The sequence below is a fragment of the Amycolatopsis sp. NPDC101161 genome (assembly GCF_044768185.1).
Lineage (GTDB): Bacteria > Actinomycetota > Actinomycetes > Mycobacteriales > Pseudonocardiaceae > Amycolatopsis.
The window spans coordinates 361628-375418 of record NZ_JBIWPI010000001.1 but is presented as its reverse complement, the minus strand read 5'-3'; the positions used below and the strand labels follow the sequence as shown (position 1 = coordinate 375418).

At 73.1% G+C, this 13791-nt stretch carries 11 protein-coding genes; 5 read left to right on the top strand and 6 right to left on the bottom strand.

Annotation, left to right across the window (positions count from 1 at the left end; translation table 11 throughout):
- Positions 1 to 2: 2 nt before the first annotated feature.
- On the bottom strand, positions 3 to 1052 hold the full coding sequence (locus ACIRSS_RS01875) for an acyl-CoA dehydrogenase family protein (protein WP_400889511.1): 1050 nt from the start codon (positions 1050 to 1052) through the stop codon (positions 3 to 5).
- A 90-nt stretch (positions 1053 to 1142) separates the two neighbouring features.
- Between ACIRSS_RS01875 and ACIRSS_RS01870 the strand changes: the two genes are divergently transcribed.
- Both ACIRSS_RS01870 and ACIRSS_RS01865 read left to right on the top strand, forming a co-directional pair.
- Positions 1143 to 1994 carry an alpha/beta fold hydrolase gene (locus ACIRSS_RS01870; RefSeq protein ID WP_400889509.1) on the top strand — a complete coding sequence of 284 codons (852 nt, stop codon included), beginning with the start codon at positions 1143 to 1145 and terminating at the stop codon, positions 1992 to 1994.
- A gap of 13 nt (positions 1995 to 2007) precedes the next feature.
- Positions 2008 to 2505, top strand: coding sequence for a nitroreductase family deazaflavin-dependent oxidoreductase (locus ACIRSS_RS01865; RefSeq protein WP_400889507.1), 498 nt, complete (start codon positions 2008 to 2010; stop codon positions 2503 to 2505).
- On the opposite strand, the gene ACIRSS_RS01860 is transcribed toward ACIRSS_RS01865, so the two are convergent.
- Positions 2489 to 3874, bottom strand: coding sequence for a wax ester/triacylglycerol synthase family O-acyltransferase (locus tag ACIRSS_RS01860; RefSeq protein ID WP_400889505.1), 1386 nt, complete (start codon positions 3872 to 3874; stop codon positions 2489 to 2491). The genes ACIRSS_RS01865 and ACIRSS_RS01860 overlap by 17 nt on opposite strands.
- Before the next feature lie 65 nt (positions 3875 to 3939).
- Between ACIRSS_RS01860 and ACIRSS_RS01855 the strand changes: the two genes are divergently transcribed.
- Complete coding sequence (locus ACIRSS_RS01855) at positions 3940 to 5175, top strand: alpha/beta hydrolase (RefSeq protein ID WP_400889503.1); 1236 nt, start codon at positions 3940 to 3942, stop codon at positions 5173 to 5175.
- Between the two features lie 85 nt (positions 5176 to 5260).
- Here ACIRSS_RS01855 and ACIRSS_RS01850 read toward each other — a convergent pair whose 3' ends face one another.
- From ACIRSS_RS01850 to ACIRSS_RS01840, 3 genes are all read right to left on the bottom strand, one after another.
- A complete protein-coding gene (locus tag ACIRSS_RS01850; protein ID WP_400889501.1) occupies positions 5261 to 6421 on the bottom strand; it encodes an SWIM zinc finger family protein in 1161 nt (386 codons plus the stop codon).
- Positions 6421 to 9255 carry a DEAD/DEAH box helicase gene (locus tag ACIRSS_RS01845; protein WP_400889499.1) on the bottom strand — a complete coding sequence of 945 codons (2835 nt, stop codon included), beginning with the start codon at positions 9253 to 9255 and terminating at the stop codon, positions 6421 to 6423. The genes ACIRSS_RS01850 and ACIRSS_RS01845 overlap by 1 nt, the downstream gene beginning before the upstream one ends.
- A 97-nt stretch (positions 9256 to 9352) precedes the next feature.
- Positions 9353 to 11404, bottom strand: coding sequence for an acyl-CoA dehydrogenase family protein (locus ACIRSS_RS01840; protein WP_400889497.1), 2052 nt, complete (start codon positions 11402 to 11404; stop codon positions 9353 to 9355).
- A 146-nt stretch (positions 11405 to 11550) separates the two neighbouring features.
- Between ACIRSS_RS01840 and kstR the strand changes: the two genes are divergently transcribed.
- On the top strand, positions 11551 to 12171 hold the full coding sequence (gene kstR, locus ACIRSS_RS01835; protein ID WP_400889495.1) for a cholesterol catabolism transcriptional regulator KstR: 621 nt from the start codon (positions 11551 to 11553) through the stop codon (positions 12169 to 12171).
- 7 nt (positions 12172 to 12178) lie between these two features.
- Here the strand turns inward: kstR and ACIRSS_RS01830 are convergent, their stop codons facing one another.
- Positions 12179 to 13009: an LLM class F420-dependent oxidoreductase gene (locus ACIRSS_RS01830; RefSeq protein ID WP_400889493.1), complete on the bottom strand. Its 831-nt coding sequence runs from the start codon at positions 13007 to 13009 to the stop codon at positions 12179 to 12181.
- Between the two features lie 76 nt (positions 13010 to 13085).
- Between ACIRSS_RS01830 and ACIRSS_RS01825 the strand changes: the two genes are divergently transcribed.
- Positions 13086 to 13775: a class I SAM-dependent methyltransferase gene (locus tag ACIRSS_RS01825; protein WP_400889491.1), complete on the top strand. Its 690-nt coding sequence runs from the start codon at positions 13086 to 13088 to the stop codon at positions 13773 to 13775.
- Positions 13776 to 13791: the final 16 nt, after the last annotated feature.

Here is a 13791-nt window from a genome sequence, read left to right as displayed (position 1 = left end):
GCTCACCCCGCCACTCGTTCGCCGAGCCTGCCGAGCCGGTGCGCGGCGCCGCCGAGCGCCCGGCCGAGATCCTTGACCTGCGACGAATACCGGTGCAGTGGATAGGTTTCGTCGACGCCGACGCCGCCGTGCAGGTGGTGGCAAGTCGCCAGCGCCACCGGCGCCTGGGTCGCGAACCAGTACGCGGCGACGTCGAGTTCGGCGTCCGCGTCGAGGCCGGACGCCAGCCGCCACACCGCGGACGTCACGGCCAGGTGGACGGTCCGGGCGGCCACGTAGACGTCGGCGATCTGGCCCGCCACCGCCTGGAAGGTCGCCAGCGGCCGGCCGAACTGGGTGCGTTCGCCCACGTGCTTGACGGTCAGGGCCAGCGCGCCGGCCAGGAGCCCGTCCCCGACCGCGAGCGCGCCGGCGAGCGCGAAGCGGTGCAGGGCCGCGACGGCACCGCGGTCGAACAGCAGGTCGGTCTCCTCGACGGCGACGTCGTCCAGGCGCACGGTGCACTCCGGCGTCCCCGCCGACGTGGCTGTCGGGACGAGCGTGACGCCGTCGGCGCGTGGGTCGACGAGGTAGACGGCGGTGCCGTGCGGGGTCGACACGGGCGTGAGGATCCGGCCGGCTTCGGCGGCGTACGGGACGGCGGTCTTGACGCCGTTGAGCAGCCACTTCCCGTTGGCCGCCCGCGCGGTCGTGGCGGGCTCGCCGGCGAGCGGGGCGGACGGCTCGTTCAGGGCCGCGGTGAGCAGCGCCTCCCCCGCGGCGACCGGCGGGAGGAGCTCCGCGCGCTGCGCCGGGGTGCCGAGCGTCTCGATCGGCAGGACGCCCAGGGCGAGCGTGGCGTAGGCGGGCACCGGCGCGGCGGCGCGGCCGACCTCGGTGAGGACCTGCGCGACCTCGGCGACGCCCAGGCCGTCACCTTCGAGGTCGGGCGGGAGCGCGAGGGCCAGCAGGCCCGAAGACGCCAGGGCACGCCACGGATCGTCCTCGGTGCCCAGGACTTTGGCGGCGAGGGCGGCGATCTCCGTCTGCGTATCGTCAAGGGTGAAGTCCACGCCCGTCCCTCCGGGTTCGGCGCAATACTGAAACCTGTTCTAGTCTTAACCGGAAAAGGTCGGTACGGCAACCCCCGGCGGAGGACCTGGATGGCGGTGACCGAACGCGGCGGCGCGCGCCGCCGACTGATCACCGTGCCGCCGACCGCCGGCGTGCCCGACCCGGTCCCCCTCGACCTGCCCGGGCGCGGCCGGACCGTCGTCACCGACGTCGGGCCGCGGGACGCGCCCGCGCTCGTCCTGCTGCATTCGGTGGCCTGCACGGGCCTGCTGACCTGGTACCCCGCCCTCGACCGGCTGGCGCGCGACCACCGCGTCGTCGTGTTCGACCAGCGCTGGCACGGCCGCGGCATCCGGTCGCCGGAGTTCCGGCTCGGCGACTGCGCCGAGGACGTCACCGCCGTCGCGGACGCGCTCGGCATCGCCCGCTTCGCGCTCGCCGGGTACTCGATGGGCGGGATGGTGGCCCAGCTCGTCGCCCGCGCAGAACCAGAACGTGTTACCGGACTGGTCCTCTGCTCGACCGCGAGCAACTTCCGCCGCGGGCTGCGCCAGCGCGTCGCGCTCGACGTGTTCGGCCGGACGCTGCGGCAGCTGCGCGAGCGCGTGAAGCTCCCGGTGGCGCCCGGGGCACCGCCGCGGCGCGTCGAGGACTACCGATGGGGGCTGCGGGAGTTCCGGTCGACCACGCCGTGGGAGATCGCGGTCGCCGTCGACGAGATCGGCCGGTTCGACTCGACGCCGTGGCTCCCGACGCTGCGGCTGCCCGCGGCCGTCGTCGTGACCACGAAGGACCGGTTCATCTCCCCCGACCACCAGCGGTCGCTGGCCCGCCGGATCCCGGGCGCCGCGACGTACGAGGTCGCGGCCGGGCACGCCGCCTGCGTCCTGGCCGCCGACCGCTGGGTGCCCGCGCTGCTCGCCGCCGTCCACTCCCTGTGAGGAAGGAACATCGATGGGACGCTTCAGCCTGCCCGACGAGAAACCCGGCGGTCTCGACTCGCCCGTGACGGCGAAGGTCATGAAGTACGGCGCGAAAGCCCAGGTCGCGGTCTTCCGGCTGACCGGCGGGCGCGTCGGCAGCACGTGGCGGATCGGGGCGGGGTTCCGCAAGCCGGTGCCGACGCTGCTGCTGGAGCACCGCGGGCGCAAGTCCGGCCGGCTGTTCACCACGCCGTTGCTGTACCTGCGCTCGGGCGAGGACGTCGTCATCGTCGGCTCGCAGGGTGGGCTGCCGAAGCACCCGCAGTGGTACCGCAACCTGCTGGCGCACCCCGAGACCCGCATCCACCTCAAGGGACGGCGGAACGTCGACGTCACGGCGCACGTGGCCGGTCCGGACGAACGCGCGGAGCTGTGGCCTCGGCTGGTCGAGCTCTACGCCGACTTCGCGAAGTACCAGGCGTGGACCGAGCGGGAGATCCCGGTCGTGGTGCTCAGCCCGCGGCCTTGAGCAGCTCGGCCAGCGCCTCCGGGAGCGCGTCGGCCAGCGGCCAGAGGTCCTTGACGAGCTCCCGCGCGCCGAGCAGGCCGACGTGCACCTTGCCGGCGTTGGACAGCACCGTGATGTTCAGCCCGGCGCCGTGGAAGACCGGGCCGAGCGGGTAGAAGCCGGTGATCCGCGCGCCGAGCAGGTAGAGCGGCATCGGCGGGCCGGGCACGTTGGAGACGACCAGGTTGTGCACCACCGGGTGCTTCTCGGCCAGGCGCAGCGCCGAGTACGCGCGCACGGCCAGGCCGAACATCGTGGCCGCGGAGAACTGCGCCCAGTCCTGCAGCATGTCGGCGTCGATGTCGTAGTGGTGGTCCTTGGACAGCCGGTTGGCCTCGGCGAGGAAGAACACGCGCGCGGCCGGGTCGTCGAGGTGCGTCGGGAGCGAGGCGAAGAACGCGGACACCTTGTTGCTGCCGTGGTCGCGTTCGGTCCGGTCGTGCACCGAGACCGGGACGGTCGCCACCAGCGGGTCTTCCGGCAGTTCGCCGCGTGCTTCGAGGAAGTTCCGCAGGGCGCCGGCGACGAGCGCGAGCACGACGTCGTTCACCGTGACGCCGAAGGCGTTCTTGACCGCCTTGACGTCGTCGAGGTCGAGCTGGGCGAAGGCGACGCTGCGGTGGCCGGTGATCGTGCCGTTGAGCGACGTCCGCGGCGCGGTGAACGGGACCGGCATCCCCTTGCCGCGCAAGGCTTTGCCGAGCCACCGCGGAACGAGCCCGAGCAGGTCCGGCAGCAGCCGGGCGACCTCGGCGGGGCGTCGGGCGATGCTCTCGACGCCGGTGCGCAGCAGCTGCACCGGTGACGGCAGCGCGGGGTTGCGCGGCGCCTCGACCTCCGGCATCGGCGCGTCGGGCTCGAGCCCGGCCAGGTAGGTGATCAGGCTCGCGCCGCTCACGCCGTCGACGCTCGCGTGGTGCATCTTCAGCAGCACCGCGAGCTGCCCGTCGGCCAGGCCTTCGATGACGTACAGCTGCCAGAGCGGGAACGCGCGGTCGAGCTGCTGGCCGGCGATGTGCGCGCAGAGCTCGGCCAGCTCGGCGCGGTCGCCGGGGGCCGGGACGCCGATGCGGTGCACGTGGTGGTCGAGGTCGAAGTCCTCGTCTTCGACCCACACGGGATGCCCGATGTTCCAGACCGGATTGTGCAGTTTGCGACGGAACGCCGGGATCACCCTCACCCGCCGGTCGAGCTCGTCCTTGAGCTTGGCGAAGCTGTAGCCGCCGGGGACGGTCGAGCCGTCGAGGACGAGCAGCCCGCAGACGTGCAGGACCTGGGACGACGTCTCGAGGTAGAGGAAGCTCGCGTCGAGGCCGCTCAGTCTCTGCATGGCGATCAGGGTAAGCCACTTCCGGCGAGCGGCGCGTCACCCTACTCGCCGGTATCATCACGCTGGTGCAGCCGAACTTCCTGATCCGTCGCGCGGTCCAGCTCGGTCTCACGGCGAACGCGCTCCGGCCCCTGCGAGCCCGCCGGACGACGATCCCGGCGTTCTTCGCGGGCTGGCTGACCAGCGAGCTGGCGCCCCAGTTCCTGGCGCTGACGGCGGCGGACTCCCTGGTCCACGTGGCCCGCCACGGCGTCCGCGACCGGTCGACGCAGGCGGGGCTGGCGATGGCCGCGGCGTCCGCGGCCGGGCTGGCGGCGCTGGTCCGGACGGGACACGGCGCTCGCGAAGAGATCGAGAACGCGCTGACCGAGGCGCTGGGCGAGGACTACGCGGCCGAGCTGGGCCGCTCCGACCTCGGGCTGCCGTGGGGTGAGCTGGCGCTGCCGTTCCGGATGGGCGCGCCGGACGTGCGGGTCGACCGCAACATCGCCTACGCCCCGGGCGGCAAGCGGTTCCTGCTGGACGTGTACCGCCCGTCTTCGCCGGTCACGGGCGCGCCGGTACTGCTGCAGGTCCACGGCGGCGCGTGGGTGATCGGCAACAAGGAGGAGCAGGGCCGGCCGCTGATGCGCTACCTGGCGCGCCGCGGCTGGGTGTGCGTGGCGATCAACTACCCGCTGTCCCCGACCCACCGCTGGCCGGCGCACATCGTGGCGGCCAAGCAGGCGCTGGCGTGGATCCGTTCTTCGATCGCTTCGTACGGCGGCGACCCGGATTTCGTGGCGGTGACGGGCGGTTCGGCGGGCGGCCACTTGTCGGCACTGCTGGCGTTGTCCCAGAACGACCCGGCGTTGCAGCCCGAGTTCGAGGACGTGGACACGAGCGTGCAGGCGTGCGTGCCGCACTACGGGGTGTACGACTTCGCGGCGACGACGGGGTCGCGAGCCAGCCAGTACCGGCTGGAGAGCTTGATCGCGCGACGGGTGTTCGCGGCGGACCGCGACCCGGTGCAGCATCTCGACGACTACATCGCGGCTTCGCCGTTGGACCGGATTTCTTCGGACGCACCGCCGTTCTTCGTGATCCACGGACGGGACGACTCGCTGGTGCCGGTGCGCGAGGCGAGGGAGTTCGTGCGGCGGTTGCGGGAGAAGTCGCGCCAGCCGGTGGCTTACGCCGAGCTGGCCGGGGCGCAGCACGCGTTCGATGTGTTCACTTCGGTGCGGAGTGCGCACGTGGTGCGCGGGGTGGCGCGGTTCTTGGACTTCACTTACAACGCTTGGAAAACCGAGAACCGCTAGCCGGGGCCGGACTCGCGCGACCGTTGGCCGAGCGGTTGCGCGCTTTCGGCCGCTGGCGGCGGCCACGGCGTCCAGCGGCGGCCGATCAGTAGGCCAAATCCACCGGGCTGGCCGACGGTGGGCCGTCGAGGCGCCACTCCGTGCCTGCGCGGGTGAAGCGATACCAGCGGGCGTCGCGGCCGTAGCGCAGCTGTAAGTCCCCTTGAGTCAGGCGATTTCGCCAGACCTTGGGTGTTCCCGGCAGTCCGGCCTCGGCCAAGATGGCTTCGGCCTCCGCCAAGGGTCCTGGGCCCGGCTGCCACGTCTCCCGCAACGCCGCCAAGCCGTCGCGGCCTGCTTCGCGCCAGGCCTCCGCCCACCTCGTCAAGTCGCGCGGTGGCACTCCCGCCGCCGTTGCCAAGGCGGCCGCCTCCGCGGCCGAGCGCGTCGAGGCTCGGCGGGCCAAGTCTTCCTCGAACGTCAGCTCGGCCGCCGTCGCGCCGGCGACCAGGAGGTCTCGGGCCAGCGACGCCGCGTCGGCCGCCAGGCCGGCCAGCGCTGCCGCCGTCCAGCCCGTGCTCGGTGGGGGATCCAGGTCCAGGACCGCCGGGGGCCCGGCCACCCGCGGCGGCGGGGGCAGCGCCGGGATTGCGGCCGGACGGCGTGCGTAGGCCGCGCGAGGTGTGAGCCCCTCGTCTACGCGCTTCGGCAGCTTCGGTTTCTCGCCGCGCGCCGGGGAGCGGCGGGCCCGCAGCTCGGCCAGGACGTCGGCCCGGGGGCGTCCGCGCAGCAGGAACAGCGTGAACGGGTCGCGGTCCACCTCGTCGGCGACCAGGTAGTACACCGCGGCGACGTGCTTGCACGGGTTCGCCGAGTCCGGGCACGAGCACCGCGGCCGCAGGTCGCCCGGGCCGGGCAGCAGGTCGGCGCCCGCCTCGCGGGCCTGCTCGGCCAGGGCGGCGGGCAGTTCGCCGTCGAGCAGGGCGGCCGCGTGACCGAGCTGCGTGCCGACCACGCCGAGCAGGGTGTCCCACTCGCCGTCGGTGAAGGTGCGCATGGTGATGGTCACCTTGTACGGCTCCGGCCGGCTGCCGCGCACCCGCGCCGTCATCTCCCCGGCGCCGAAGTGCAGCTCGCTGACCGTGCCCTTGCGCGCGTACGTCCGTCCGCGCGGCAGCCGGTTCGGGTCGAGCTTGGCGCGCTGCTCCAGGGCGTCGACCCAGGCGCGGCCCCACCACGTCGTGCCGAAGGTGCGCCTCGGCGGCATCACCCGCTCCCGAGGCGGACGAGGTCGGCGAGCTCGTCGTCGGAGAGCTCGGTGATCCAGTCCTCCCCCGCGCCGACGATCGACTCCGCCAGCCCGCGCTTCTTTTCCAGGACCTGCGCGATCCGCTCTTCGAGGGTGCCTTCGGCGATGAGCCGGTGGACCTGGACCGGCCGGTCTTGCCCGATGCGGTAGGCGCGGTCGGTCGCCTGGTCCTCGACGGCCGGGTTCCACCAGCGGTCGTAGTGGATGACGTGGGTGGCGCGGGTCAGGTTGAGCCCGACGCCGCCCGCCTTGAGCGAGAGCAGGAAGACGGGGATCTCGCCGGCCTGGAACCGGTCGACCATGTCCTGGCGTTTCGCGGGCGAGCTTTCGCCGGAGAGCAGCTCGGTGGGCAGGCCGCGCTCGGTGAGGCGTCGTTCGAGCAGGCGGCAGAGCTGGACGTACTGGCTGAAGACGAGCACGCTCTCGCCCTCGTCGAGGATGACGTCCACCAGTTCTTCGAACGCGGCGAGCTTGCCGGACCGGCCGGTGAGCGCGCCGTGCGGTTCCTTGAGGAACTGGGCCGGGTGGTTGCAGATCTGCTTGAGCTCGGTGAGCAGCCGCAGGACCTGCCCGCGCCGTTCGACGCCCTGCTTCTCGCGGATCTCGGCCAGGTTCTCGCGCACGACGGCTTCGTAGAGCGTGGTCTGCTCGGCGGTGAGCGGGACGAACCGGTCGGTCTCGGTCTTGGGCGGCAGCTCCGGGGCGATGTCCGGATCGGACTTGCGCCGCCGCAGCAGGAACGGCCGCACGGTGGCGGCCAGCCGTTCGGTGACGGCCTTGTCGCGGTCGCGTTCGATGGGGCGCGCGACCGTGCGGCGGAAGCGGTCGAGCGGGCCGAGCAGGCCGGGGGTGGTCCAGTCCACAATGGACCACAGTTCGGTGAGCCGGTTCTCGACGGGAGTGCCGGTGAGGGCGACCTTGGCGCGGGCGGGAATCTTGCGCAGTTCCTTGGCGGTGGCGGAGAGCGGGTTCTTGACGTGCTGCGCCTCATCGGCGGCGACGAGTCCCCAGTCCACTTCGGACAGTGTTTCACGGTCGCGCCGGAGGACGCCGTAGGTGGCGAGGACGACCTCGTCGGGGGCGAGATCGTCGAGGTGGCGGCTGCCGCCGTGGAACCGCCGGACGGGGATGCCGGGGGCGAAGCGGGCGAACTCGCGTTCCCAGTTGCCGAGGAGGGAGGTCGGGCAGAGGACGAGGGTGGGGCCGGCGGTGGTCGTGGTGGCAGCGGGGTCAGCCGACGATTCGACTTCGAGACCATCCGCCAGCACGACCGAAGCTTCATCGAGCACTCCGCGATCGGCGGCCGCCAGCTGTCGGCGGTGCAGGTGCAGCGCGATCAGCTGGATCGTCTTGCCCAGCCCCATGTCGTCGGCCAGGCACGCTCCCAAGCCCAGCCCCGTCATCGTGGCCAGCCACGCGACCCCCGCCTGCTGGTACGGCCGCAACGTCGCCCTCAGCCCGGCCGGTGGCGCCACCTCCTCCGACGCCCGGTCACGGATCCGCGCGACCAAGTCGCCCAGCACCGGCGGGGCGGTGAACTCCACCCGCTCGCCGTCGAGTTCCAGCTCGCCCGTCAGCGCCGCCGCCAGGGCCTCGCCCGCCTCCAGCTTCCGGGTCCGGCCGCGCACGCGAGCCAGCAGCTGCGGGTCCACCCGCACCCATTGGCCACGCAGCCGCACCAACGGCCGCTTCGCTTCGGCCAGCGCCGCGACCTCGGCCGGCGTCAGCTGCTCGCCACCCAGGCTGAGCTGCCAGCGGAACTCCAGCAGGCTCCGCAGCGCGAACTCCGCCTCCGTCACGCTCGCCGGCGCCTGGGTCGCGCTCGCCTTCGCCTTCACCTCGCCCGCGAACAGCCCCTTCGACCACAGCACCTCGATGCCGGCGCCGCCCAGCTCGCGCGCGCCGTCGGTGAGGAGGTCGACGACCTCGTCGTCGGACAGCGCCAGCGACGCCGGCGCCGGCTGGGCCAGCACCCGCTCCAACGGCGCCCACGCCCGCGCGCCGCGGCGGAGGCCGAGCAGCAGCTGGGTCTCCACCTGGTCGCCGAGACGGCTCAGCACCGCGTCCGGCGCGTCCCACAGCGTCGACGCCTCCACCACCAGGCTCGGCTCCGCCATGCTGCGCACCGCCAGCACCCCGGCGAACGAGTCGTCGTCCAGCCCCTCGACGCGCAGCAGCACCTGGACGCCGCGGGGTTCGCGGGCCTCCAGCTCCGCCAGCCAAGCCGCGCCGTCCGGGCCGAGCAGCGCCGGTTCGCGCGCCGCGAACGCCGGGTCGCCCGCGCCGACCGGGGCCGCCGGGCTGCGCGCCAGCAGGTCGGCCGTCGCGTCCCAGAGCGCGCGGACCAGGGAGTCCGGCGAGTGCAGGCGGATGCGTTTCAGCCCGGTCAACGGCAGCGCGTACGCCTCCGGCGGCAAGGCACCGGCGAGACCGCGCAGCAGCTCTTCGTCGGCCGCGTCCAGCGGCCCGATCCGCCACGCCGCCGCCCCGGCCGGGGAGACGGCGGGCCGCAGCCGCCCGCGCGCGACGAGGTTCACCCCCGCGTTGACCGCCGCCGACCACGCCGCGACGGCCGGGCTCGCCTCCTCCCCCACGGACAGGAGCCGGGGCAGGGCGCGTTCGAGCGGCACCAGCTCCGCCTCGACCTTCGTCCGCGCGAACTTGGCGCCCCGGGGCAGCACGAGCTCGATCGTGGTCCCGCCGGCCACGTCGTCGCCCCACAAGGCCAGCACGCCGTCCCGCGGGGGATCCGCGGGAAGGTAGGTGGCCCGGGTGTCTGCGCTGAACTCCACGACGGCAACGCTAGAACACGCCCCCGACAGTTTCGGGACCGACGGCGCGAACGGTCCTTTCGCGCCCTCCGAAGCTCACGCGGAGATCACCCCGAGATCACCGCGGCAGCCCCAGGAGCCGTTCCGCCGTCAACGACCGCAGCACCTGCGTCGTGCCGCCCGCGATGGACAGACACCGCGTCAGCAGGAACTCGTGCTGCGCCGGGCCGTCCGCGACCAGTGCCCCCGCCCCCGCCAGCTCCAGCGCGAATTCCGCGACGTCCTGCCGGTGCGACACCCCGAGCAGCTTCCGCACGCTCGACTCCGCGCCCGGGTCCTGCCCCTCCAGCCGGCGCAGGGCCGCCCGCAGGTCGAGCACGGATCCGGCGACGCCATCGGCCACCAAGGAGCCGAGCCGGTCCAGGGCGACGTCGTCCAACGCCGAAGCGTCCACTGTGGACACCAGCGACTGGACGCTCTCCCCCACCGCCGAGCCGCTCCCGATGGCCACCCGCTCGTTGGCCAGCGTCGTGCGCGCCAGCCGCCAGCCGCCACCCGGCGTGCCGACCACGTCGGCGTCCGGGACGAACACGTCGTCGAGGAACACCTCGTTGAACACGGCCTCCCCGGTGATCTCCCGCAGCGGCCGCGTCGTGATGCCCTCGGCACGCATGTCGACCAGGAAGTACGTGATCCCCTGGTGCTTGGGCGCGTCCGGATCGGTCCGCGCGAGGCAGATCCCCCAGTCGGCTTCGCGCGCCAACGACGTCCACACCTTCTGCCCGGTCAGTCGCCAGCCGCCGTCGACGCGCCGCGCCGCCGTCCGCAGCGACGCCAGGTCCGACCCCGCGCCGGGCTCGCTGAACAGCTGGCACCACGTGAGCTCGCCCCGCAGGGTCGGCCGGGCGAACCGGGCGCGCTGCTCGTCGCTGCCGTGCTCGAGGATCGTCGGCACCGCCCACGCCCCGATCACCAGGTCCGGGCGGTGCACCCCGGCCGCGGCGAGCGCGCCGTCGATCCGCAGCTGCTCCGCGGCGTCGGCGCCCCGGCCGTAGGGGGCGGGCCAGTGCGGCGTCAGCAGCCCGGCGTCGGCCAAGGCAACCCGTTGCGACGACGCGGGCAGCGCCGCGATCCGCGCCACTTCCTCCGCCAGCGCGGGGTCTTCTCCGACGTTGACGCCCAAAGTCCGTTCGGTCCCGGCCAAAGCCAGCGAAGCCGCCTGACGGCGCCACGGACCCGAGCCGCCGAGCCACTGCCGCAGCGCCACGGCCCGGCGCAGGTAGAGGTGCGCGTCGTGCTCCCAGGTGAACCCGATCCCGCCGAGCACCTGGACGCAGTCCTTGGCGTTGGCGACGGCCGCGTCGAGGGCGACGGCGGCCGCACTGGCGACCGAAAGCGGGTGCTGCCCGGAAGCCGCGTCCCAGGCCAGCGCTTCGGCCGCTTCGGCGCGGCACAGCATCTCCGCGCACAGGTGCTTGACCGCCTGGAACCCGCCGATCGGCCGGCCGAACTGCTCGCGGACCTTGGCGTACTCGACGGCGATGGTCAGGCACCGCCGCGCCACTCCCGCCGCCTCGGCCGCAGCCACCGTGGCCGCCAACGGAAGCACCGGCGGCAGCGTCAGGACGTCGCCGTGGATCCCGGAGAGCCGGATCCGCGCGAGCGGACGCGAGAAGTCGAACGGCGGCAGCGGCTCGACGGTCACCCCGGGCGTCCCGGGCGCGAGCAGCACGTGGCCGCCGTCGACCGGCACGAGCAGCCAGGACTCCGGACCGGCGCCGGGGACGGGCCCGCTGACGCCGTCCTCGAGCGGGTCCAGCACCACGGCGATCGTGGCGTCGCCCTCGGCGACCGCTTCGAGGAGCTCTTTCGCCGCCGGGATCTCCGCGAGCAGGAGACCACCCAACGCGGTACCGAGCACCGGACCGGGAACGAGTTCTTCCGCCGCCGCGGCCAGCCCGGCGGCCAGATCGGCGATACTCCCCTCGGCGCCGCCGACCGCCGCCGGCAGGGCGACGCCGAACAGGCCGAGCCCGGCGAAGCCCGCCGGAACCCCGGCCGCCGGCGGAGTTTCCGCCGCCCGCACCGCCTCTCGCGGGTGGTGCGCGGCGGACCAGGCGTGGATCGCCTCGGCCAGCGCGGCCTGTTCCTCGGTGAGCGCGACCGGCATGGGGCCTCCTCGCGGGACTAGACACTACTCGCGAGTGTAGAACGTGTTACAGTTTTTCGGCCAGTGGGTCAATTGTTGAACGTTTCGCCAGGCGAGGTACGCTACGTCGTGAACTGGAACAAGTTCCGAAGGACGGGGGAACTCCGATGCCCGGCAAGACCAAGGCGCGCGGCAACGGCCTGAGCGCGATCGGGGCCGACGAGCTCGGCTCGGCCGCCCAGCGCGACCGCCGTCGCCGGATCATCGACGCCACCCTCGCCCTGGCCTCCAAGGGCGGCTACGACGCCGTCCAGATGCGGGCCGTCGCCGAGAAGGCCGACGTCGCGCTCGGCACGCTGTACCGGTACTTCCCGTCGAAGATCCACCTGCTCGTCTCCGGCCTCGCCCGCGAGTTCGAGCGCGCGCAGGAGAAGCTGGAGCGGCAGGCGATCCCCGGCGAGACGCCGGCCGAGCGGCTGATGTTCGTGCTCGGCCGCAACACCCGGCTGATGCAGCGCGACCCGCACCTGACCGAGGCGATGGTGCGGGCGTTCATGTTCGCCGACACCTCCGCCGCGGCCGAGGTGGAGCAGGTCGGACGGCTGATGGAGAACATGTTCGCCCAGGCCATGGGCATCTCCGAGCCGACCGAGGCCGACCGCGACATCTTCCACGTCGTCGCGGACGTCTGGATGGCGAACCTGGTGGCCTGGGTGACGCGCCGCGCATCGGCCGCCGACGTCGCCAACCGCCTCGAGCTGTCGGTCCACCTGCTGCTCGACAAGTAGCCGCCGGTCAGCGGTGCGCGGCGGCCACCCCCGCCAGCTCGTCGAGCGCCTTGAGCGTCTCCGCCTCCGGCAGCGTGTCCAGCAGGAACGTGTACCGCTCGACGCCGGCCTCGCGGAAGCCGTCGATCACCTTCGGCGTCGTCGGGCCGCCGAACACCGCGAACCGGACGTCGTCGCGGCCCTGATCGGCCAGCCAGCCGCGGACGCGCTGCGCCTCCTGGTACTTCGTGTAACCCCGGAGCAGCCAGCCGTCGCCGTACTTGGCGAGCCGCTTGAGCGCCGCTTCGCTCTCGCCGCCGATGTAGATCGGCACGTGCGGCTTCTGCACCGGCTTCGGCCAGCTGAAGATCGGGTCGAGGTCGATGTGCTCGCCGTGGAACTCGGCCTCGTCCTTCGTCCAGATCTCCTTGAGCGCGGCCAGCTGCTCGTCGATCAGCGCGCCGCGGGTCTTCGGGTCGGTGCCGTGGTTGCGCATCTCCTCGCGGTTCCAGCCGACGCCGACGCCGAACAGCGCGCGGCCGTCGGAGATGACGTCCAGCGACGCGACCTCCTTGGCGGTGTGGATCAGGTCGCGCTGGGGCAGCAGCGCGATCCCGGTGCCGAGCAGCAGCTCCGACGTCGCCACGGCCGCCGCGCTGAGCGCCACGAACGGGTCGAGCGTGCGGTAGTACACGCGCGGCAGGTCGCCCCCGCCGGGGTAGGGGCTTTCCCGGCTGACGGGGATGTGCGAATGCTCGGCCAGGAACAGCGAGTCGAAGCCGCGCTCCTCGAGGGCCGCGCCCAGCACGTCCGGCCGGATGCCTTCGTCGGTCACGAACGTCGAAATCCCGAATTTCATACTCAACGACTACCACCGGGTTGACAGCGGGTGCAGGATGAAGTGATCTCATCACACGTTGAATAAGGGGGTAGTCATGGACGTCCGGGACATCGACTTCGAAGAGCTCTACCAGGGCACCACCCCGATGGGCCGCAAGATGCCGTGGGACCTCGGCGCGCCGCAGCCCGCGGTCGTCGCGCTGGCCGACGCCGGCGAGTTCACCGGCGACGTGCTCGACATCGGGTGCGGCCTCGGCGACAACAGCGCGTTCCTCGCCTCGCGCGGCCTGCGGGTCACGGGGCTGGACGGCGCGCCGTCGGCGATCGAGCAGGCCCGGACGCGCGCGCCGGGCGTCACCTTCGCGGTGGCGGACGCGACCAAGCTCGAAGGCTACGAAGGACGTTTCGACACGGTCCTCGACAGCGCGCTGTACCACTGCCTGAGCGAGGACGAGCGGCGTGAGTACCTCGCGGCGCTGACCCGCGCGGCACGCCCGGGCGCGACGCTGCACCTGTTCGCGTTCTCACCGGAGGTGCCGGACGCGTTCCCGGCGCCGTACCTGATCAGCGAGGCGAACCTGCGCGAGACGGTCGGCAAGGACTGGACGATCGAGCGCCTCGAGCCGACGGTCTACACGACGTCGATGACGGCGGAGGAGCTGCGCCAGAGCGTCCGCGCGATCCTGGACCACGACCCGGCCCAGCTGGACCGCCTGGACACCGACGCCGACGGGCGGGTACTGGTGCCGGTCTGGCAGCTGAAGGCCGTGCGGCAATCGAGTTGACCGAAGCCGGCCGGGC

What these genes read in the sequence shown, in the direction of transcription:
- ACIRSS_RS01870 (WP_400889509.1), top strand. Translation starts at nt 1,143, where the DNA reads ATGGCGGTGACCGAACGCGGCGGCGCGCGCCGCCGACTGATCACCGTG.
- ACIRSS_RS01865 (WP_400889507.1), top strand. Translation starts at nt 2,008, where the DNA reads ATGGGACGCTTCAGCCTGCCCGACGAGAAACCCGGCGGTCTCGACTCG.
- ACIRSS_RS01860 (WP_400889505.1), bottom strand. Translation starts at nt 3,874, where the DNA reads ATGCAGAGACTGAGCGGCCTCGACGCGAGCTTCCTCTACCTCGAGACG.
- ACIRSS_RS01850 (WP_400889501.1), bottom strand. Translation starts at nt 6,421, where the DNA reads ATGCCGCCGAGGCGCACCTTCGGCACGACGTGGTGGGGCCGCGCCTGG.
- ACIRSS_RS01840 (WP_400889497.1), bottom strand. Translation starts at nt 11,404, where the DNA reads ATGCCGGTCGCGCTCACCGAGGAACAGGCCGCGCTGGCCGAGGCGATC.
- kstR (WP_400889495.1), top strand. Translation starts at nt 11,551, where the DNA reads ATGCCCGGCAAGACCAAGGCGCGCGGCAACGGCCTGAGCGCGATCGGG.
- ACIRSS_RS01830 (WP_400889493.1), bottom strand. Translation starts at nt 13,009, where the DNA reads ATGAAATTCGGGATTTCGACGTTCGTGACCGACGAAGGCATCCGGCCG.
- ACIRSS_RS01825 (WP_400889491.1), top strand. Translation starts at nt 13,086, where the DNA reads ATGGACGTCCGGGACATCGACTTCGAAGAGCTCTACCAGGGCACCACC.